The organism is Sphingomonas sp. DC1600-2, from assembly GCF_049897605.1.
In the GTDB taxonomy this organism is placed as follows: domain Bacteria; phylum Pseudomonadota; class Alphaproteobacteria; order Sphingomonadales; family Sphingomonadaceae; genus Sphingomonas.
This window is the reverse complement of sequence record NZ_JAFCWO010000002.1, coordinates 421,342-438,696: the sequence shown is the minus strand read 5'-3', so window position 1 is coordinate 438,696 and position 17,355 is coordinate 421,342. Positions and strand designations below refer to the sequence as shown.

18 protein-coding genes and 2 riboswitches are annotated in these 17,355 nt (G+C 65.0%); of the genes, 11 read left to right on the top strand and 7 right to left on the bottom strand.

Translation table 11 applies throughout. The features are described 5' to 3' along the window. Positions 1-10 precede the first annotated feature (10 nt). Genes ACP7BL_RS05585 through ACP7BL_RS05575 form a run of 3 tightly spaced genes read right to left on the bottom strand, consistent with a single transcriptional unit; the run spans position 11 to position 3,242 of the window. On the bottom strand, positions 11-1,711 hold the full coding sequence (locus tag ACP7BL_RS05585; protein ID WP_426257819.1) for a type II and III secretion system protein family protein: 1,701 nt from the start codon (positions 1,709-1,711) through the stop codon (positions 11-13). Beyond that, positions 1,711-2,724, bottom strand: coding sequence for a Flp pilus assembly protein CpaB (gene cpaB / locus ACP7BL_RS05580; RefSeq protein ID WP_033964963.1), 1,014 nt, complete (start codon positions 2,722-2,724; stop codon positions 1,711-1,713). Before cpaB ends, ACP7BL_RS05585 begins: the two co-directional genes overlap by 1 nt. 35 nt (positions 2,725-2,759) lie before the next feature. Further along, a complete protein-coding gene (locus ACP7BL_RS05575; RefSeq protein WP_426257818.1) occupies positions 2,760-3,242 on the bottom strand; it encodes an A24 family peptidase in 483 nt (160 codons plus the stop codon). Positions 3,243-3,289: 47 nt separating this feature from the next. On the opposite strand from ACP7BL_RS05575, the gene ACP7BL_RS05570 reads away from it, so the two are divergent. Genes ACP7BL_RS05570 through ACP7BL_RS05560 form a run of 3 tightly spaced genes read left to right on the top strand, consistent with a single transcriptional unit; the run spans position 3,290 to position 5,566 of the window. Next, positions 3,290-4,243 (top strand): alpha/beta fold hydrolase, encoded by a 954-nt coding sequence (locus ACP7BL_RS05570; protein WP_033964962.1) that lies wholly within the window; start codon positions 3,290-3,292, stop codon positions 4,241-4,243. A gap of 4 nt (positions 4,244-4,247) precedes the next feature. Continuing rightward, complete coding sequence (locus ACP7BL_RS05565) at positions 4,248-5,342, top strand: NAD(P)/FAD-dependent oxidoreductase (RefSeq protein ID WP_426257817.1); 1,095 nt, start codon at positions 4,248-4,250, stop codon at positions 5,340-5,342. A gap of 50 nt (positions 5,343-5,392) precedes the next feature. Further along, complete coding sequence (locus ACP7BL_RS05560; protein ID WP_010403777.1) at positions 5,393-5,566, top strand: YegP family protein; 174 nt, start codon at positions 5,393-5,395, stop codon at positions 5,564-5,566. Here the strand turns inward: ACP7BL_RS05560 and rnhA are convergent. From rnhA to ispH, 3 genes are read right to left on the bottom strand one after another with little or no spacing between them, the layout of a single operon-like run. Beyond that, positions 5,563-6,027 (bottom strand): ribonuclease HI, encoded by a 465-nt coding sequence (gene rnhA / locus ACP7BL_RS05555; protein WP_341203099.1) that lies wholly within the window; start codon positions 6,025-6,027, stop codon positions 5,563-5,565. The genes ACP7BL_RS05560 and rnhA overlap by 4 nt on opposite strands. Further along, entirely contained in the window at positions 6,024-6,983 is a 960-nt protein-coding gene (gene thrB, locus ACP7BL_RS05550; RefSeq protein WP_426257816.1) for a homoserine kinase, read from the bottom strand. The genes rnhA and thrB overlap by 4 nt, the downstream gene beginning before the upstream one ends. Before the next feature lie 3 nt (positions 6,984-6,986). Beyond that, positions 6,987-7,943 (bottom strand): 4-hydroxy-3-methylbut-2-enyl diphosphate reductase, encoded by a 957-nt coding sequence (gene ispH / locus ACP7BL_RS05545; RefSeq protein ID WP_033964957.1) that lies wholly within the window; start codon positions 7,941-7,943, stop codon positions 6,987-6,989. 120 nt (positions 7,944-8,063) lie between these two features. Between ispH and ACP7BL_RS05540 the strand changes: the two genes are divergently transcribed. The 7 genes from ACP7BL_RS05540 to ACP7BL_RS05510 all read left to right on the top strand — a co-directional run bounded on the left by ACP7BL_RS05540 (position 8,064) and on the right by ACP7BL_RS05510 (position 14,791). After that, on the top strand, positions 8,064-8,720 hold the full coding sequence (locus tag ACP7BL_RS05540; protein WP_081988715.1) for a hypothetical protein: 657 nt from the start codon (positions 8,064-8,066) through the stop codon (positions 8,718-8,720). A gap of 84 nt (positions 8,721-8,804) precedes the next feature. Beyond that, positions 8,805-8,908, top strand: a riboswitch (glycine riboswitch). Then, positions 8,909-9,018, top strand: a riboswitch (glycine riboswitch). 56 nt (positions 9,019-9,074) lie between these two features. Further along, on the top strand, positions 9,075-10,235 hold the full coding sequence (gcvT, locus tag ACP7BL_RS05535; RefSeq protein WP_426257815.1) for a glycine cleavage system aminomethyltransferase GcvT: 1,161 nt from the start codon (positions 9,075-9,077) through the stop codon (positions 10,233-10,235). Next, entirely contained in the window at positions 10,235-10,606 is a 372-nt protein-coding gene (gcvH, locus tag ACP7BL_RS05530; protein ID WP_339472536.1) for a glycine cleavage system protein GcvH, read from the top strand. The genes gcvT and gcvH overlap by 1 nt, the downstream gene beginning before the upstream one ends. 117 nt (positions 10,607-10,723) lie before the next feature. Next, complete coding sequence (gcvPA, locus tag ACP7BL_RS05525) at positions 10,724-12,082, top strand: aminomethyl-transferring glycine dehydrogenase subunit GcvPA (RefSeq protein WP_426257814.1); 1,359 nt, start codon at positions 10,724-10,726, stop codon at positions 12,080-12,082. Continuing rightward, on the top strand, positions 12,079-13,650 hold the full coding sequence (gcvPB, locus tag ACP7BL_RS05520) for an aminomethyl-transferring glycine dehydrogenase subunit GcvPB (protein ID WP_426257813.1): 1,572 nt from the start codon (positions 12,079-12,081) through the stop codon (positions 13,648-13,650). The genes gcvPA and gcvPB overlap by 4 nt, the downstream gene beginning before the upstream one ends. Before the next feature lie 14 nt (positions 13,651-13,664). After that, positions 13,665-14,168 carry a DUF1453 domain-containing protein gene (locus tag ACP7BL_RS05515; RefSeq protein ID WP_426257812.1) on the top strand — a complete coding sequence of 168 codons (504 nt, stop codon included), beginning with the start codon at positions 13,665-13,667 and terminating at the stop codon, positions 14,166-14,168. A gap of 17 nt (positions 14,169-14,185) precedes the next feature. Continuing rightward, positions 14,186-14,791: a DUF938 domain-containing protein gene (locus ACP7BL_RS05510; protein WP_426257941.1), complete on the top strand. Its 606-nt coding sequence runs from the start codon at positions 14,186-14,188 to the stop codon at positions 14,789-14,791. Here ACP7BL_RS05510 and ACP7BL_RS05505 read toward each other — a convergent pair. Continuing rightward, positions 14,788-15,753, bottom strand: a complete 966-nt coding sequence (locus ACP7BL_RS05505; RefSeq protein WP_426257811.1) for a DMT family transporter — start codon at positions 15,751-15,753, stop codon at positions 14,788-14,790. The two genes, ACP7BL_RS05510 and ACP7BL_RS05505, sit on opposite strands and share 4 nt — an antisense overlap. A 68-nt stretch (positions 15,754-15,821) precedes the next feature. Between ACP7BL_RS05505 and ACP7BL_RS05500 the strand changes: the two genes are divergently transcribed. Next, positions 15,822-17,354 (top strand): aminoacyl--tRNA ligase-related protein, encoded by a 1,533-nt coding sequence (locus ACP7BL_RS05500; protein ID WP_426257940.1) that lies wholly within the window; start codon positions 15,822-15,824, stop codon positions 17,352-17,354. The last annotated feature ends 1 nt before the right edge of the window (position 17,355 follow it).

The following is a 17,355-nucleotide window of genomic DNA, read 5'->3' as shown; positions in this document are numbered from 1 at the left end:
CCCTCGGCCCTTAATTGATGTCAAAACCGGGTGCGGCACTCGCGCCCTTTTTGGTTTGGCTGGATGATGGCGTGATGGCGGCCGGCGCATCGCGACGGCGATCGACCGGCGACCCCGGTATGGGGTCCGGCGCGACCGGTCCAGGAGCCGCCGCCCCAAGCGAAGGCTGCGCACTGCCAGCCGGAGCCATGGTCGGCTTCGGGCGGTCGCCGCCAGTGGTGCCGCCGCCAAGCTGACCCATGAAGACACGACCAAGGTCGGTCGGGGCCTTATAGCCGTCGGTTGGCAGGACGATGTCGTTGGCGTTGACCGGCTTTACGAGATACGGCGTGATCACGATCACCAGCTCGGTCTCGTTGCGCTGGAACGCATTGGAGCGGAACAACGCGCCGACAATGGGCATGTCGCCAAGCGCGGGTGCCTTGTCGATCGAGTTGTTGTGATTGTTTTGCAGCAGGCCTGCGATCATCATGCTTTGACCCGAGCCGAGCTCGACGGTCGTTTCGGCCCGCCGTGTCGTCAGCGCCGGAATGCTGACGCCGGAAAGCGTCACCGAACCCTGCGAAGACAGCTGCGACACTTCGGGACGGACATGGAGCGAAATGCGCCCATCGGCCAACACCGTCGGAGTATAGGACAGGCTCACGCCATATTGCTTGTAATCGACCGAGACCGCGCCCAGCCCCTGCGAAATCGGGATCGGGAACTCGCCGCCCGCGAGGAACGAGCCGGTTTCGCCGGAAATGACCGTGATGTTCGGATTGGCGAGCGTCGAAACCTGACCGTCGCGCTCGCCCAGATCGAGCGAGGACAGCAGGTCCATCCCCAATGCGTGGCCGGCCAGGCCAAGCGTCGTGCCCATGCCGGTCGCGGCAGGCTGGGTGAAGACGGTTTGTCCCGGAAGCGAACCGTCGGCATTGATGATGCCGCTGCCGATCGTTCCCGGTGCCGTGGCAATCGTGCCCTGGCGCCCTTGGGTAATGCCGAACAGCGTGCTGCCGGAGCCACGGCTGGTGAGGTTTACCCCGATGTTCTTGACGAAGCTGCGGCTGACCTCGGCGATGCGCACCTGCAAATTGACCTGCAAGGGCGTTGCCGCGCGCAAGCGGTTGATCACGCCGACCTTAAGCGCGGCATCGGGGCCGATAGCCACGCCAGGATTGAGCAGCGCGGTGACGAGGCGCTGCGCTGCCGCGCTGTCCTCGGGGGAGGACACCGTGCCGGTCAGCACCGCGATCTGCCCGACGGTCGTCACCTTGATGTCGCTGTCGGGCATGGCGAGCTTCACCATCCGGTCGATCGAGGACAGGTTCTGGCTGACGCGGATGTTGGCGGCGTAAATCACCGTGCCGCTCGCCGAGGTGGCGAAGATCGTCGATTCGCCGGAATCCTTGCCGAACAGGTGGATCTGATGGGGATTGTTCACATAAACGTCGGCCACGCCGGGGTTCGAAACCCACACGTCGCTGACGTTGGCGGGCAGGTTGATCAGTTCGCCTTGCCCGGTCGACAGCACCACCTCGGTCGTCGGACGCACAGTGCCAGCAGGTGCGGCACCAACATGGGTGACCGGACGTTGCCCGCCGCGCGCAGGCGCTGGCTTTGCTTGAAGTTTGGGACCTGCAGCCATGGCGGTGACCGGCGCACTGCCGACCAGCGCGGTGATGACCGTCGCCGACAGGACGCGGTGCAGAGCGGTTGCGCTACGCATTATTTCTTCCCCCCAAGGGCGACATCGGTCACCGCATTGCCGCGTGCGACGCGGATCACGGGGCCGGTGCCAGCCCCCGGAAACGTCCCGGTACCCGGTGCGCCACCGGAGCCCGAGGTATCAGCAGGCTTGCCGGGAACCGTGCTGCGTTGAAAACGCGAGACGTCGGCTCCGGTCACCATCGTCCCGCCCCCGGTCGCGGGCGTGCTGGCGATGCGGGTCAGCATCGCCTTTTCGGCCTTGGGGTCGTCGGGCATGGAGACATCGCCGCTGGCGATGGCCTGTTCGAGTTCGCTGCTATTGTCGGCGATCGAGCGCAGCGACAGCGAGAGCGACCCCAGCGTTTGAGCCACGGCAATCTGTTCGGCAATCTTCGGGGTCGCTTCGATCGTCACGTTGGAAAAGGTACGGACGACGGCCTTTCCGTCTTCGCCGACACCGTTGTCGGTACGCTGGTCGGTGGCGAGCACGCGCAAGTTGCGCATGATCGTCTCTGCGGCCTTGAGCGGCGGGCCATCGCCGCCACCGGGGACGGTCTGCGTCAGGATCAGGTCGATGCGGTCGCCCGGGAAGACGAAGCCGGCCACGCTGGTCTGCGTCTGCACCGGCACGGTCACGGCGCGCATGCCCGGGCCGAGGGCGGCGGCGAGGAAGCCACGGTCGCCCGGCTTGACCAGCGCGCCCTGCGTAATCGGCTGCCCGGCGGTGATCGCATTGCGCACGACCGTGCCCATCAGCGAGCGCGGATCGAAGCCGCCCTTCTTGATGTAATAGGCGTTCTCGACCAGTTCCTTCGGCCACGGCTGGTATTTCAGCGAGGTCGCGTCGAGGATGGTCCCGACAGGGAGCGCCTTGGTTGCGACCAGCACTTCCGGGCCGTTTGCGACCGGTGCCATCGCTACCGCATTCGCTTGCGGTGCCGGGCTGCCAATGATCAACGATCGTGCCATGAACGCCGAGATCGCGGCAACGATCAGCGCACCCAACAGCAAAATGACCTTGCGACTATCCATCTTAGACCTTTCGGACGCGGGCAGTTGAGCCCGCGTTAAGCATTCACACCAAAGTGGTTAAAAAGCGGTTCACGCAGTACGATCAGCGCGGCGATTGCGATCGCCACGCCGTAGGGGACCTCGATTTGCGTCGTGCGATGGCGCAACGCGCGTTCCATCAGCAGCACCACGGTGAGCGCACCGCCGACCAGCGACATGACGATCAACATCCAGGTCAAAGCGACGGGATCGAGCAGCCACAGCGCCAGCGCGCCGATCATCTTGACGTCGCCGCCGCCCATCCAGCCGAAATGAAATGCGGCGACGAAAACCGCGAACACCAGCAGCGCAATGCCAACCTGCTCCGCAATCGCCATCCAGCCCAGGGCATTCGCCCACCACCATAAGGGCGCGAGCAGCGCGATCGCGGCGTTTTTCCAATTGGCGATCTCGCGCGTGCGTGCATCCTGGATCCCGGCCGAAACCAGGAGCGCCGCCAGCACCAGCAGCAACATCGTCGACAGATTGATCCCACCCATGAGGAAAGGTGTAGACGGCGGGCCTTTCAAAACCGTAACCATCGTCCATGGTTTCCCCTCAGCTTTATCGTCGCGCGATTCCTGCGGCTGCGCGGATCACACAATGGTCCGCTCCCGATGGCTGGGCGCTGCGGCGCTTCGACTGGGGCGTCGAAGGACGACCGCGCGGTCGGATGCTGTTTCAGGGCGGCCGCGGCGATATCTTCGAGAAGTATCTCGAGGCGTTTGCGCACTGGCATGCGCTCGGCTGGTCGATCACGTCGTTCGACTGGCGCGGGCAGGGCGGGTCGGGGCGGCTGTCGCCCGATCCGCATGTTGGCCATGTCGACGATTTTCAGCAGTATATCGACGATTTTCGCGCCTTTTGGGCGGATTGGGTTGCGGAAGATGCCGGGCGCGACGGCGGACCGCATGTTGCGCTTGGCCATTCGATGGGCGGCCATCTGTTGCTGCGGGCGCTGGTCGAAGGCGCGGCGCGACCCGATGCCGCTGTCCTGATCGCGCCGATGCTGGGGTTGCACAGTCCGCTTGGCGCGACGCTCGGCGAACGGCTCGCGCGGGTGCTAGGCGGCGTCGGCAATGCAGCACGGCCAGCGTGGCGCGGGAATGAGCGGCCCGCCACCACCGAAACGCGCCAGGCACTGCTCACCAAGGATACGGATCGCTATGAAGACGAGATCTTCTGGCAATCGAGCAAGCCCGAATTGCTGCTGGGGCCGCCGAGCTGGCGCTGGGTGATCGAGGCGTTTGCGTCGACGCGGCGGTTGAGCGTCGATCCGCGTTTGAAAACGCTCGACGTGCCGTTGCTGTTCGTCGTTGCCGATGACGATAAATTGGTCGACCCCAAGGCCGCGCTGAAGATCGCGGCAAAGGTGCCGGATGCGCGGGTGGTGCGCTTCGGCAAGGAATCCGCGCACGAGATCCTGCGCGAGGCAGATCCGGTGCGCAATCGCGCGATTGGCGAGATCGACATCTTCCTGTCGTCGCGGGCGCAGAGGTAGAGCCGTGACGCACTATGACGTGGCGATTGTCGGGGCCGGGATTGCGGGCGCAAGCCTTGCCGCCGCGATTGCGCCTTATGCTTCGGTGGTGATGCTCGAGGCGGAGGATTTGCCCGGTTACCATGCGACCGGGCGGTCGGCGGCTTTCTGGTCGGAAACCTATGGCGGCCCTGGCGTGCAGCCGCTGACCACCGCTTCGGGCGCTGCGTTGCGGGGCGGTGGGTTTCTGGCCGATCTTGGCTCACTCCATATCGGGCGCGCCGCCGATGCGGACAAAATCGACAGCTTTCTGGCAGAGTTTGCGGGCAGCAGTGTGGCACTGCAGCGGGTCGATCCGCGCGCGTATATTCCGGGTTTGCGCGCCGATTGGACGCTGGGCGTGCTGGAGGCGAGCAGCACCTATATCGATGTCGCGGCGCTCCACGCGCATTATCTGGCACAGGCTCGGCAAGGCGGCGTGAAGCTGTTGCTGTCCGCGCCGCTGCAACGCGCGGTCCGTGCGGACGGTCGCTGGCAAATGGAGACGGGCGCAGGGCCGGTGTCGGCCACGATCCTCGTCAACGCGGCGGGTGCCTGGGCCGATGCGGTGGCGGAAATGGCCGGGGTCGCGCCGATCGGTATCGCCGCCTATCGTCGCACCGTTGTGCAACTGGCGACCAGTCCGGCGGCCCCCGATTCGCTGCCGCATATCGCGGATATTTCGGGCCAATTCTATTTCAAGCCCGAGGCCGGGGGGCGGCTGTGGCTCAGCCCGCACGATGAGACTCCGGCGACGCCCGGCGATGTCCAGCCCGAGGAAATCGACGTTGCGATCGCGATCGACCGGTTCGAACACGTCGTCGATTGGCAGATAACGCGCGTTGAACGGCGTTGGGCGGGCCTGCGCACCTTCGCGCCGGATCGCTTGCCGGTTTATGGCTTTGCCCCCGATGCTTCGGGCTTCTTCTGGTGCGCCGGGCAGGGCGGTTTCGGCATTCAGACCGCGCCGGCTGCGGCGGCGTTGGCCGCGTCGCTTCTGCTGGGTCGCGCGCCCGATCCGAGCGTTGCCGCGATCGACCCGACCCGTTATGCGCCGGGCCGCTTCGCGGTGCTGGCGTAACGATATCGCCGTCGCTATCGTTGCCGCACCGACAAACTGGGGAGGTTTCGATGGCACACAAGTTCGTGATCGAGCAGAACAAGGCGGGCGAATATGTCGCCAAGTTCAAATACAACAGCGAACTGATCTGGTGGACCGAGGGCTATTCGAGCAAGGCCGGGGCCAAGAATGCGATTGAATCGGTGCTGAAGAACGGTCCGGGCGCGCCTGTCGAAGAGGCTTAAGCGCGCCTGCCAGCGGCCATCGCGGCATCGCTCGCCAGCCGGTCTGCGCGTTCGTTGTCGGGGTGGCCGGCATGGCCTTTGACCCAGGTCCATTCGACGCGATGCGGTTTCGCCGCGTCGAGCAACGCCTGCCAGAGATCGGCATTCTTCACCGGCTGGCGCGCGGCGGTCTTCCAGCCGTTCTTTTGCCAGCCTTTGATCCACTTGGTCAGCCCGTCCATCACATAGCGACTGTCGGTCGAGAGCATGACATGGCAGGGGCGTTTCAGCGCGTTCAGCCCCTCGATCGCCGCCATCAATTCCATGCGATTGTTGGTGGTCAGCGCTTCACCGCCCGACAGCTCTTTCTCGGTGCCGCCTGCGCGAATCAGCGCGCCCCAGCCACCCGGGCCGGGATTGCCCTTGCAGGCACCATCGGTGGCGATTTCGACTTTGGTAAGCTCTTTTACGGTCGCGGTCATCGCGTCCGCTTAACCAGCTCCGGCGCATAATGCGAGAGTCGCCGGACATAAGCGAGCGGGTCTTTGCGCGTGACCAGCGCATCGGCGGGGGTGTTGAGCCAATCCCACGCGCGCGACAGTGCGAAGCGGATGCAGGCCCCGCTGGCCAGCGTCGGGAACGCCGCTCGCTCGACCGATGACAACGGAAAGCGCTGCGCGTAGCCAGCGATCAGCGCATCGCCGATGGCGGAGTCATACTGCGCGCCGCTGGCATCGAACGCCCAGGCGCTGTGCATGATCGCCAGATCGTACACACGCAGGTCGGTACAGGCGAAATAGAAATCGATCAGCCCGGATACGGCGTCACCGCGCATCAGCACATTGTCGGGGAAGAGGTCGGCATGGATCGTCACCGTGTCGAGCGTCGCCTGCGGCCATGCATCGACGACCCGATCGATCGCAAAGCCGAGATCGTCATACAGGCCGGGCGCGATGGTATCGAGACTGCGCCCGCAGCGCTCGAACAAGGGGGCCCAGGTCTCGACCCCCATCGAATTGGCGCGTGTCTCGGGAAAATCGGCCAAGGCGGCGTGCATATCCGCCATCGCCACACCCGCAGCGCGCGCCTGTGCTGCGGTCGGATGCGATACCGACACGCCGGACAGAAACTTGATGAGGCAGGCGGGACGACCCTCCAGCGTCTGAATCGCGGTGCCGTCGCGGTCCTTGATCGCCGGGGGCACCGGGTTGCCGCGCGCTGCGAGATGATCGAGCAGCGCCATGAAATAAGGCAGGTCGCCGCCCTCGACGCGCTTTTCATACAGCGTCAGGATGAAGCGGCCGGCGGTCGTATCGACCAGGTAGTTGGTGTTCTCGACCCCCTCGGCGATTCCCTTGGCGGACACCAACTCGCCGACGTCGTAGCGCGCGAGGAAACCGGCCAGGACCTCGGCCGATACAGGCGTATACACGGCCATCGCTCAGGCCGTTGCTTCAAGCCCGCGGGGCAGCTTGAACGAGACCGTCTCGCGCTTCGTTTCCACTTCGCGCTCGGTTACCGTAAACCGTTCAGCCAGCCGATCGACCAGTTCGCGCACCAGCACCTCCGGTGCGGATGCTCCGGCCGTAATGCCCAGTCTACTAATGCCGTCGACGAAGCTCCAGTCGAGGTCCGCCGCACGCTGAATCAGGCGAGCAGGGGTACCTTCGCGCTCGGCGACTTCGACCAGACGCACCGAGTTTGAAGAGTTCGGCGCGCCAATCACCAACATCGCATCGCACGCATGGGCAATCGCCTTGACTGCGCCCTGGCGGTTGGCGGTGGCGTAGCAAATGTCCTCGCCGCGCGGCCCCTGAATCGAGGGGAAACGCCGTTGCAGCGTGGCGACCACATCGGCGGTGTCATCCATCGACAAGGTCGTCTGGGTCAGGAAGGCGAGGTTGTCGGGGTCAGCGGGCGTATAGCCTTCGGCATCCGCCACGGTTTCGACCAGCGACATCGCGCCTTCGGGCACCTGGCCGAACGTTCCGATCACTTCGGGATGTCCGGCATGGCCGATGAACACGATGTGCCGCCCGAGCTGGACCATGCGCTCAGCCTGGCGGTGAACCTTGGACACCAGCGGGCAGGTCGCGTCGAAAAAGGCGAGGCCGCGTTCGGCCGCTTTGTTCGGCACGGCCTTGGGGACGCCATGCGCGGAGAAGACGACGGGAACGCCGTCGGGCACCTCATCCAATTCCTCAACAAACACCGCGCCTTTGTCGCGCAGCATGTCGACGACGAAGCGATTGTGGACGATTTCGTGCCGAACATAGACGGGTGCGCCATATTTGGCGATCGCCAGTTCCACGATCTGAATGGCACGGTCGACCCCGGCGCAGAAGCCGCGCGGCGCGGCGATGATGAGCTCGAGTTTTGGCTTTGAAGCGGTGAACATCTCGCAGCAAGCCTACGCGATTGCTTGCGCGGGCGATAGCCGGTTCCTATGGTGCGCTCGCGCCTGCGCGATAAATCCTAAAGCAGGCGATCCCTTTTGCATGATAAGGTGCGTGACCCCGTGACATTCCGGAAATCAGCCATCGCCGCCCTCTCACTTCCCGTGTTCGCGGCGGTTTTGCTCGGCGGATGTCGGCACACGGGCGAGCTGGACGAGACAGGCGGCATCACCGCGGTCCGCACGGCGTGCCCAAGCGTGGCGGTCCCGGCCGGCACCGGCGACATTACGCTGTTCGATCCCGCGACCAGCCATGATGCCACCGCGCTCGACCTTACGGCGGTGTTGACCAACGTTCGCTCGACCTGCACCGATGCGGGCGACGACATTCTCACTACATTGACCTTCTCGGTCGAAGGGCGGCGGCTGCGGACCGATGGTGCCCGCGACGTGACCTTGCCCTATTTCGTCACCGTCGTGCAGGGCGGCAGCGCCGTCGTTGCCAAGCGCCTTGGACATGTCACGCTGCATTTCGAGGCGGGCCAGCCGCGCGCGTCGGTGCAGGGAACCGGCACCGCGACCGTGTCGCGCGCCGCCGCTACGCTGCCTGACGATGTCCGCAAAAAGCTGCTCGAAAAGCGCAAGGCGGGCGGCGAGGATGCCGCGGTCGATCCGTTGACGCGTCCGGAAGTTCGCCAGGCGGTGCTGCGCGCTACCTTCGAGGCATTGGTTGGCTTCCAGCTCACCAGCGACCAGCTGAAATATAACGCCACACGCTGATTGTTGACGCGGTTGTGGCAAAGGGTCGTTGACTCGCTTGCTGCGCCGCGTCAAACCGAAGGCGTCGATCGCGGGCAACCGGGATAGGCACGCGCGGGAGAGCGTCCCGGATGCCGTTTGCGGCATTCTGGACCGCCGAAGGAGCAACCGCCCCGGAATCTCTCAGGCAACCGGACCGCGCGGGCTAGTCGACACTCTGGAAAGCGCACCCGCCTTGGGCGGTGTGCCACCGAAGGGGTAAGCTTGCGGCATCTGCCGCAAGTCAAAGCTCTCAGGTATCCGTGACAGAGGGGGCGGCGGATCATGGACGCTACGGCGTCATGCTGCGCCGTAGACCTCGCACGGAAGGCCTTTATGAGCGACGCTGAAATTCCCGACGAAATCGCGATCGAGACCTTGCCGCTCGACGCCTGGCATCGCGCCCGTGGCGGGCGGATGGTGCCCTTCGCCGGTTACGAGATGCCGGTGCAATATGAAGGCATCATGGCCGAGCATCTGTGGGTGCGCGAATCGGCTGGCCTGTTCGATGTCAGCCATATGGGGCAATTGCTGTTCCGCTCCGATGAAGGGGCCGATTTGGTCGCCGCCCTCGAAGCCGTGCTGCCCGCCGACATTGCTGGCCTCGGCGAGGGCAAGCAGCGCTATTCGCTGCTGCTGGCCGAAGATGGCGGCATCCTCGACGATTTGATGGTCACGCGCCTGCCCGACGCCAATCCGTTCGACATTCAGGGCTTTTACATGGTCGTCAACGGCGCGACCAAGATCGACGATATCGCGCATCTGCTCGAATATCTGCCCGACGACATCGCACTCAACCACATGGAAGATCAGGCACTGCTAGCGTTGCAGGGGCCCAAGGCGGTCGATGCACTGGCGCGGCTGGTGCCGGGTGTCGAAGCGCTGGTGTTCATGACGGCGGGGGCGTTCGAGTGGAATGGCGTTCCTCTGTGGATCAGCCGTTCGGGCTATACCGGCGAGGATGGCTTCGAGATTTCGGTGCCTGCCGAGAATGTCGAGGCACTGGCTGATGCGCTGACCGCCGAGCCTGAGGTAAAGCCGATCGGCCTTGGCGCGCGCGATTCGCTACGGCTTGAGGCCGGCTTGCCGCTTTACGGCCATGATCTCGACCCCGAAACGACGCCAATCCAGGCGGATCTCGGCTTTGCGCTATCGAAGCGCCGCCGCGAGGCGGGCGACTTCATGGGCGCAGCACGCATCCTGGCCGAGCGTGAAAACGGCGCGATCGTCAAGCGCGTCGGGCTGATGGTTGGCGGCCGCCAGCCGGTGCGCGAAGGCGCGGCGGTGCTTGATGCGCAAGGTTCCGAGGTCGGACGCGTCACCTCGGGCGGATTCGCGCCGAGCGTCGGTGCGCCGATCGCAATGGCTTATGTGCCGACCGCGCTTGCGATTTCCGGTACGACCATTCAACTCGCGCAGCGCGGCAAGGTCCATCAGGCGACCGTAACCGCGATGCCGTTTATTCCCCACCGCTACGTCCGCACAGGAGGCAAGTGATGAGCCGTTATTTTACCGAAGATCATGAATGGGTTGATGTCGATGGCGACATCGGCATCGTTGGCATTACCGAATATGCGCAGAGCCAGCTCGGCGACATCGTGTTCGTCGACGTGCCCGAAGAGGGCAAGGAACTGGCCAAGGGCGACGAAGCCGCGGTCGTCGAATCGGTCAAGGCTGCGTCGGACGTCTATTCGCCGGTGTCCGGCACGGTGATCGACGGCAACGCCGCGCTCGCCGACACGCCCGGCCTCGTCAATGAGGATCCCGAAGGCGATGGCTGGTTCTTCAAGCTGACGCTGAGCGACGCCGATGAGCTGAACGAGCTGATGGATGAAGTCGCCTATCAGGCGTTCGTCTCGAAGCTCTGATCTCCTTCTCCCCTCCCGCTGTGCGGGAGGGGCTGGGGGAGGGCGTTTTGCTCACCGCCAAGCTTTGTCATTCCCTCCCCCAACCCCTCCCGCACGCGGGAGGGGGGAGATTTTGAAATGCGTTACCTACCCCTGACCCAGTTCGATCGCGAGGCGATGCTCGGCGTGATCGGTGCCGCTTCGATCGACGATCTGTTCGTCGACGTGCCCGAAGCCGCCCGGCTCGACGGCCCGATCCACGATCTGCCGATGCACGCCAGCGAAATGGCGGTCGAGCGCCATATGAGCGCGCTGGCCCGCAAGAATCTGACGGCGGGGGAAGCGCCCTTTTTCCTTGGCTGCGGTGCCTATCGCCACCATGTGCCCGCCTCGGTCGATCATTTGATCCAGCGCGGCGAGTTCCTGACGGCCTATACCCCGTATCAGCCCGAAATCGCGCAGGGCACGCTGCAGATGCTGTTCGAGTTCCAGACGCAAGTCGCGCGGCTGCTCGGCACCGATGTCGCCAACGCCTCGATGTATGACGGCTCGACCGCCTGCTGGGAAGCAATCGGCATGGCGCGCCGCATCACCAAGCGCGGCAAGGCGATCCTGTCCTCTGGCCTGCACCCGCATTATGTCTCGGTCGCCAAGACGATGGCGAAGTTCACCGGCGACGTGCTCGAAACCGCGACGCCGACCCTGAGCGCAGACACCGATCTGGAAACGCTGATCGCGGCGATCGACAAGGATACGTCGTGCGTCGTCGTGCAATATCCCGACATTCTCGGCCGCATCGCCGACCTCACGCCGCTTGCGGACGCCTGCCACGCCAATAAGGCGCTGCTGATTGCGGTGGTGACCGAGCCGGTTGCGCTGGGTGCGATCAAGTCGCCCGGTGAGATGGACGCAGACATCGTCGTCGGCGAAGGCCAGTCGCTCGGCGTCGGCCTGCAGTTCGGCGGCCCCTATGTCGGCCTGTTCGGCTGCAAGGAAAAATACGTCCGCCAGATGCCGGGCCGCCTCTGCGGTGAGACGCTGGATGCCGATGGCCGCCGCGGTTTCGTGCTGACGCTGTCGACGCGCGAGCAGCATATCCGCCGCGAAAAGGCGACGTCGAACATCTGCACCAATAGCGGCCTGTGTGCGCTGGCTTTCTCGATTCATATGACGCTGCTGGGCGAAAAGGGCCTGCGCACGCTGGCCCAGATCAACCATCACGGCGCGGCTTCGGCGGCGGCACGGCTGGCGCAGGTGCCAGGGGTCGAATTGGTAACGACCACCTTCTTCAACGAATTCACGCTGAAGCTGCCGCAAGAAGCGCGGCCGGTTGTGCGCGCCCTGGCCGAACGCGGTATCCTGGCGGGCGTATCGCTCGGGCGGCTCTATCCGGGTGAGGCGAGCCTCGCCAACGGGCTGGTCGTCGCAGTGACCGAGACGACCTCGGCAGAAGATGTAGAAACGCTGGCCGCCGCGCTTGAGGAGATTCTGGCATGAGCATCAATGCAAGCGGATGGCGCCCCGAAGCGCCCGTCGCCGGTGGCAAAGCCTCACCGACCGTCACCGGAAACAAGGGCCTTATGCTCGAAGAAGCGCTGATCTTCGAGATCGGCGATTCGGAGACGACCGGCGTCGATTTCGCATCTTCGGGTGGCACGGTTGACGGCTTGGGCGCGCTCGCCCGCACCGCGCCGATCGGCCTTCCCGGCCTGTCGGAACCGGAAGCGGTGCGCCACTACACGCGCCTCAGCCGCCAGAATTATGGCATCGACCTCGGCTTCTTCCCGCTCGGATCGTGCACGATGAAGCACAATCCGCGCCTTAACGAGAAGATGGCGCGGCTGCCCGGTTTCGCCGACATCCATCCGCTCCAGCCGGTCGATACCGTGCAGGGCGCGCTCGGCGTCATCAACGAACTGGCAGTGTGGCTGATCAAGCTGACCGGCATGTACGGTGTCGCGATGAGCCCCAAGGCGGGCGCGCATGGCGAATTGTGCGGCATCCTGTGCATCAAGGCGGCGCTGGAAGCGCGCGGCGAGGGCCACCGCAAGGTCGTGCTCGTGCCCGAGAGCGCGCATGGCACCAACCCCGCTACCGCAGCGTTTGCGGGCTTCACCGTCGAGGACATTCCCGCCACCGCTGAGGGCCGCGTCGATACCGCAGCGCTCAAGGCCCGGCTCGGGCCGGACGTGGCGGCGGTGATGATCACCAACCCCAACACCTGCGGCCTGTTCGAGCGCGACATGAAGGCGATCTCGGACGCGGTCCATGCGGTCGGCGCCTATGTCTATTGCGACGGCGCCAATTTCAACGCGATCGTCGGCCGCGTGCGCCCGGGCGACCTCGGCATCGATGCGATGCACATCAATCTGCACAAGACCTTCTCCACCCCGCATGGCGGCGGCGGTCCCGGCTCCGGCCCGGTCGTGCTGTCGGAAGCGCTCGCGCCGTTCGGTCCCTTGCCCTTCACCGCACGCTATGAAGATGGCCATATCGCGCTGATCGAGGAAGAAACGGCGGGGGACGAACACCCGCACACCTTCGGCCGCATGACGGCATTCCACGGCCAGATGGGCATGTTCACCCGCGCGCTGACCTATATCCTCAGCCACGGCGCGGACGGCCTGCGCCAGGTGTCGGAAGACGCCGTGCTCAACGCCAATTACATCCTGCGCAGCCTGGAAAAGACGCTCGACGCGCCGTTCGCCGGGTCGGGGCCGTGCATGCACGAGGCGTTGTTCTCGGATAATGGCCTGGCCGACGGCTTCTCGACGATCGACATCGCCAAGGGGCTGATCGACGAGGGCTTCCACCCGATGACGATGTACTTCCCGCTCGTCGTCCACGGCGCGATGCTGATCGAGCCGACCGAGACCGAATCGAAGGCCGCGCTCGACCAGTTCATCGCCGCTTTGCGCTCGGTCGCCGAACGCGCCAAAGCGGGCGATATCAGCCTCAAGAGCGCACCGCATTTCGCGCCGCGCAGCCGCCTCGATGAAACACTGGCGGCACGCAAGCCAGTGCTGGTATGGAAGGACCCGGGTCTGGCCCAAGCGGCCGAATAACAAGGGGGAAATTCATGCCGGTCCACGCTGCGCCGCCGGGGATTTTGCAATATGCGATCCCGATTGTGATCTTCCTCGTCGTGTTCGCGCTGCGGGCCCGACGGTTGACCAGGCTGAGGCCGCTCAAGATCGAGCAGTTGTGGATTGTACCCGCGATCTACGCGGCTGTCGTTGCCGTCATCTTCTATCGCAGCCCGCCTACGCTGGCGGGCTGGGCGATAGCGGCTGCCGCGTTGGCGATCGGTGCGGCGCTCGGTTGGCAGCGCGGCAAGACGATGCAAATCCACGTCGACCCCGAAACCCATGAACTGCGCCAGCGCGCCTCGCTCTGGGCGCTGGCCTTCATCGTGGTGCTGATCGCGATCAAATCGATCGCGCAGGCGGAAGGGGCGGCGTTGCACTTCAACGTGGACGTGCTGATCGATACGCTGGCGGCGCTGTCGCTGGGGATCTTCGCGGTGCAGCGGTTGGAGATGTATCTGCGGGCCACGCGATTGCTCGCGGCCGCGCGCGCTTGAGCGCCGCGGAGCCCTGGATTCCAGGCGAGGCAGGGAGTGAAGATCGGCGGCACGCACCCGCAACGCTGCGGAACCGCATGGCGATTGCCGACGTGCTGCGCGAAACACTCCCGTCTGCTGGTCTGGTGCTGGAAATCGCGAGCGGATCGGGCGAGCATGCCGCGTATTTCGCCCAGGAATTTCCCGCGCTTGACTGGCAGCCGAGCGACCCGGACCCGGATGCGCGCCGCTCGATCGGTGCGTGGTGCGAGGGGATCGCCAATGTCCTTCCACCGCTCGATCTCGACGCGGCCGCAGGCACTTGGCCGGTCGCCGGTGCCGACGCGGTGCTCTGCGTCAACATGGTCCATATCAGCCCGTGGGACGCGACGCTCGGTTTGCTCGCGGGGGCGGCGAAGCTCCTGCCGCCGGATGCACCGTTGATCCTGTATGGCCCGTTTCTGCAAGCGGGCGTCCCGACTGCACCGAGCAACCTCGCGTTCGACGAATCGCTGCGTGCGCGCGACTCGCGCTGGGGGTTGCGTTCCGTTGAGGCAGTAACGGCTGCGGCGACATCCTTCTCGCTCGACCAATGCCTCGCAATGCCTGCCAACAACCTGCTATTGGTGTTTTGTCGCCGTTAGGGGCTTACGGCTTCGGTCACGGGGCGTTGCCGGACCTGCTCCCGCCAGACAATGTAGAGCCCGCTCGCCACGATGATCGGCGCGCCGAGGACAGTGCCCCAGCCGGGTAACGTGCCGAACAGCAGCCAGCCATAAAGCGTGCCCCAGAACAGGCTCGAATAATCCATCGGGATCACGGTCGAGACCGGCGCGTGGCGCACTGCTGCGGTCAACGCCAGTTGCGCGAGCCCGCCAATCAGGCCGACGCCCACCAGAATTGCCCAGGTCAAGGCATCGTGCTGCTGAAGGTTGAGCGCATAGGCGATGCCGAGCGGCGGGATCGACAGCGCCGAAAACCAGAAGACCGTCGTCAGCGCGCTTTCGGTGCGCCCGATCTGGCGCAGCAGGATCGCGATCAATGCCACGAACATCGCCGCGACAAGGCCGACCGCCGCGCCGCCTAATGGCAACGCGCCGGTCCCCGGTTGGGTGACGATCAACACGCCGATAAAGCCGACAATGACGGCGGCCCAGCGGTGGATGCCGACCTGTTCGCCGAGGATGAGGGCCCCCAGCAGCGTGCCGAAGATCGGTACGGTAAACTGCAAGGTGGTCGCGTCTGCCAACGGCAACAGCAACACCGCGCCGAAAGTGGTCACCATGCCGATCAGGCCAACGGCGGTGCGCCGGACATGTGCGCCGAATCGCTGGGTCCGGAGCGACGAAAGGCCGGGACCGGTCACCACGATTCCCAAAATCAGCATCGCCGCGAAGGCCTGACGGAAGAACATCGTCTCGGCGAGGTTCGCCCCACGATTTTCCGCGAGTTTGATCAGCGCGCTCATCGTCGCCAGGCCAGCGACGGCGAGCAGGCGCAGGGCGAGCCCCAGCATGACGCGGTCGGGGGTATAGTGCGGTGCCGTTTCGACGGAGGGTAGGGCGGGGGCGTCGATCGAGTGTCTCCAGAGTATGCATTGGTCCATGACGCCGCGCGTCGCGCGATACAAGCGCGGGGGTGACGCGCGCGTTGCCAGTCGCTATCCGCACCGGCATGATCAAACGCGCACTCCCCGTCACCCGTGAGGCCGATTTCTCGGCCTGGTATCAATCCGTCATTGCAGAAGCCGATCTTGCCGAGGAATCGGGCGTGCGCGGCTGCATGGTGATCCGGCCCTGGGGATACGGCATTTGGGAGCGGATCCAGCGGCTGCTCGATGACCGGATCAAGGCGACGGGCCATGAGAATTGCTATTTCCCGCTGTTCATCCCGCTCTCCTATTTCGAGAAAGAAGCCGAGCATGTCGAAGGCTTCGCCAAGGAAATGGCGGTCGTCACGCATCATCGGCTGAAGGCGGACGGCAAAGGCGGGCTGATCCCCGATCCCGAGGCCAAGCTCGAAGAACCCCTCGTCGTCCGCCCGACCTCGGAGATGGTGATTGGGGCCGCCTTTGCCCGGTGGGTGCAGTCCTGGCGCGATTTGCCGGTGCTGATCAACCAATGGGCGAACGTCGTCCGCTGGGAAATGCGCACGCGCATGTTCCTGCGCACCAGCGAGTTTCTGTGGCAGGAGGGGCATACCGCGCACGCTTCGGCCGAGGAAGCACGCGAGGAAACGCTCAAGATGCTCGAGGTCTATCGTTCGTTTTCCGAGGATTGCCTCGCGCTGCCGGTGGTCGCGGGCGAGAAGCCCGAGAACGAACGCTTTCCCGGTGCCGTCGCGACCTACAGCATCGAAGCGATGATGCAGGACGGCAAGGCGCTGCAGGCCGGCACCAGCCATTTCCTGGGCACCAATTTCGCGAGCGCGCAGAACATCCGCTTTCAGAACGACCAGGGCGAATTCGTCCTTGCCAATACGACGAGCTGGGGCGTGTCGACGCGGATGATCGGCGGTGTCATCATGGTTCACGGCGATGACGACGGCCTGCGCGTGCCGCCGCGCATTGCGCCGTGGCAGATCGTGATCGTGCCGATGTTGCGCGATCAGCCCGAGGACGCCGCGATCGTCGACTATTGCAAGGCGTTGCAGGCTGAGTTGGCCAATCAATCGGCACTGCGCGAGCCAGTGCGCGCATTGCTCGATCTCAAATTCGGCAAGGCCGCGACCAAGCGCTGGGGCTGGGTGAAGAAGGGCGCGCCGATCGTGATCGAGGTTGGCGGGCGCGATGTCGCGGGCGGCAACGTCTCGGTGATCCGGCGCGATCGGTTGTACCGCGAAGATGGCAAGCTCGACAGCGCGGTGGTGGCGCGGGGCGATTTCGTCGGCCAGGCGACGGGGTTGCTGGAGGAAATCCAGGCCGGACTGCACGCAGAAGCGCGCGCCCGGCTGGAGGCAAATATCGTCGCCGCCGCCGATTTCGCCGCGATTGAAACCCATTTTGCCGATGGCGCGAAGAATCCGGGCTGGCTCGAAGTCCAATGGTCCCGGCCGACCGGAGCCACGCTGGATGCGGTGGTCGAGCGCCTCAAGGCGCTTAAGCTCACCATCCGCAACGCACCGATGCAACAGGCCGCACCGGACGGGGCCTGCGTGTTCACCGGAAATCCGGCGGTTGAACGCGTGCTAATCGGGCGCGCTTACTGAG

Bases quoted from the DNA above. Each gene is read 5' to 3' on its own strand.
- ispH (WP_033964957.1), bottom strand. From the start codon at position 7,943: ATGTTCACCGCTTCAAAGCCAAAACTCGAGCTCATCATCGCCGCGCCG.
- cpaB (WP_033964963.1), bottom strand. From the start codon at position 2,724: ATGGATAGTCGCAAGGTCATTTTGCTGTTGGGTGCGCTGATCGTTGCC.
- gcvPA (WP_426257814.1), top strand. From the start codon at position 10,724: ATGCGTTACCTACCCCTGACCCAGTTCGATCGCGAGGCGATGCTCGGC.
- gcvT (WP_426257815.1), top strand. From the start codon at position 9,075: ATGAGCGACGCTGAAATTCCCGACGAAATCGCGATCGAGACCTTGCCG.
- thrB (WP_426257816.1), bottom strand. From the start codon at position 6,983: ATGGCCGTGTATACGCCTGTATCGGCCGAGGTCCTGGCCGGTTTCCTC.
- ACP7BL_RS05560 (WP_010403777.1), top strand. From the start codon at position 5,393: ATGGCACACAAGTTCGTGATCGAGCAGAACAAGGCGGGCGAATATGTC.
- ACP7BL_RS05505 (WP_426257811.1), bottom strand. From the start codon at position 15,753: ATGGACCAATGCATACTCTGGAGACACTCGATCGACGCCCCCGCCCTA.
- ACP7BL_RS05570 (WP_033964962.1), top strand. From the start codon at position 3,290: ATGGTTTCCCCTCAGCTTTATCGTCGCGCGATTCCTGCGGCTGCGCGG.
- rnhA (WP_341203099.1), bottom strand. From the start codon at position 6,027: ATGACCGCGACCGTAAAAGAGCTTACCAAAGTCGAAATCGCCACCGAT.
- ACP7BL_RS05500 (WP_426257940.1), top strand. From the start codon at position 15,822: ATGATCAAACGCGCACTCCCCGTCACCCGTGAGGCCGATTTCTCGGCC.
- ACP7BL_RS05585 (WP_426257819.1), bottom strand. From the start codon at position 1,711: ATGCGTAGCGCAACCGCTCTGCACCGCGTCCTGTCGGCGACGGTCATC.
- gcvH (WP_339472536.1), top strand. From the start codon at position 10,235: ATGAGCCGTTATTTTACCGAAGATCATGAATGGGTTGATGTCGATGGC.
- ACP7BL_RS05575 (WP_426257818.1), bottom strand. From the start codon at position 3,242: ATGGGTGGGATCAATCTGTCGACGATGTTGCTGCTGGTGCTGGCGGCG.
- ACP7BL_RS05515 (WP_426257812.1), top strand. From the start codon at position 13,665: ATGCCGGTCCACGCTGCGCCGCCGGGGATTTTGCAATATGCGATCCCG.
- gcvPB (WP_426257813.1), top strand. From the start codon at position 12,079: ATGAGCATCAATGCAAGCGGATGGCGCCCCGAAGCGCCCGTCGCCGGT.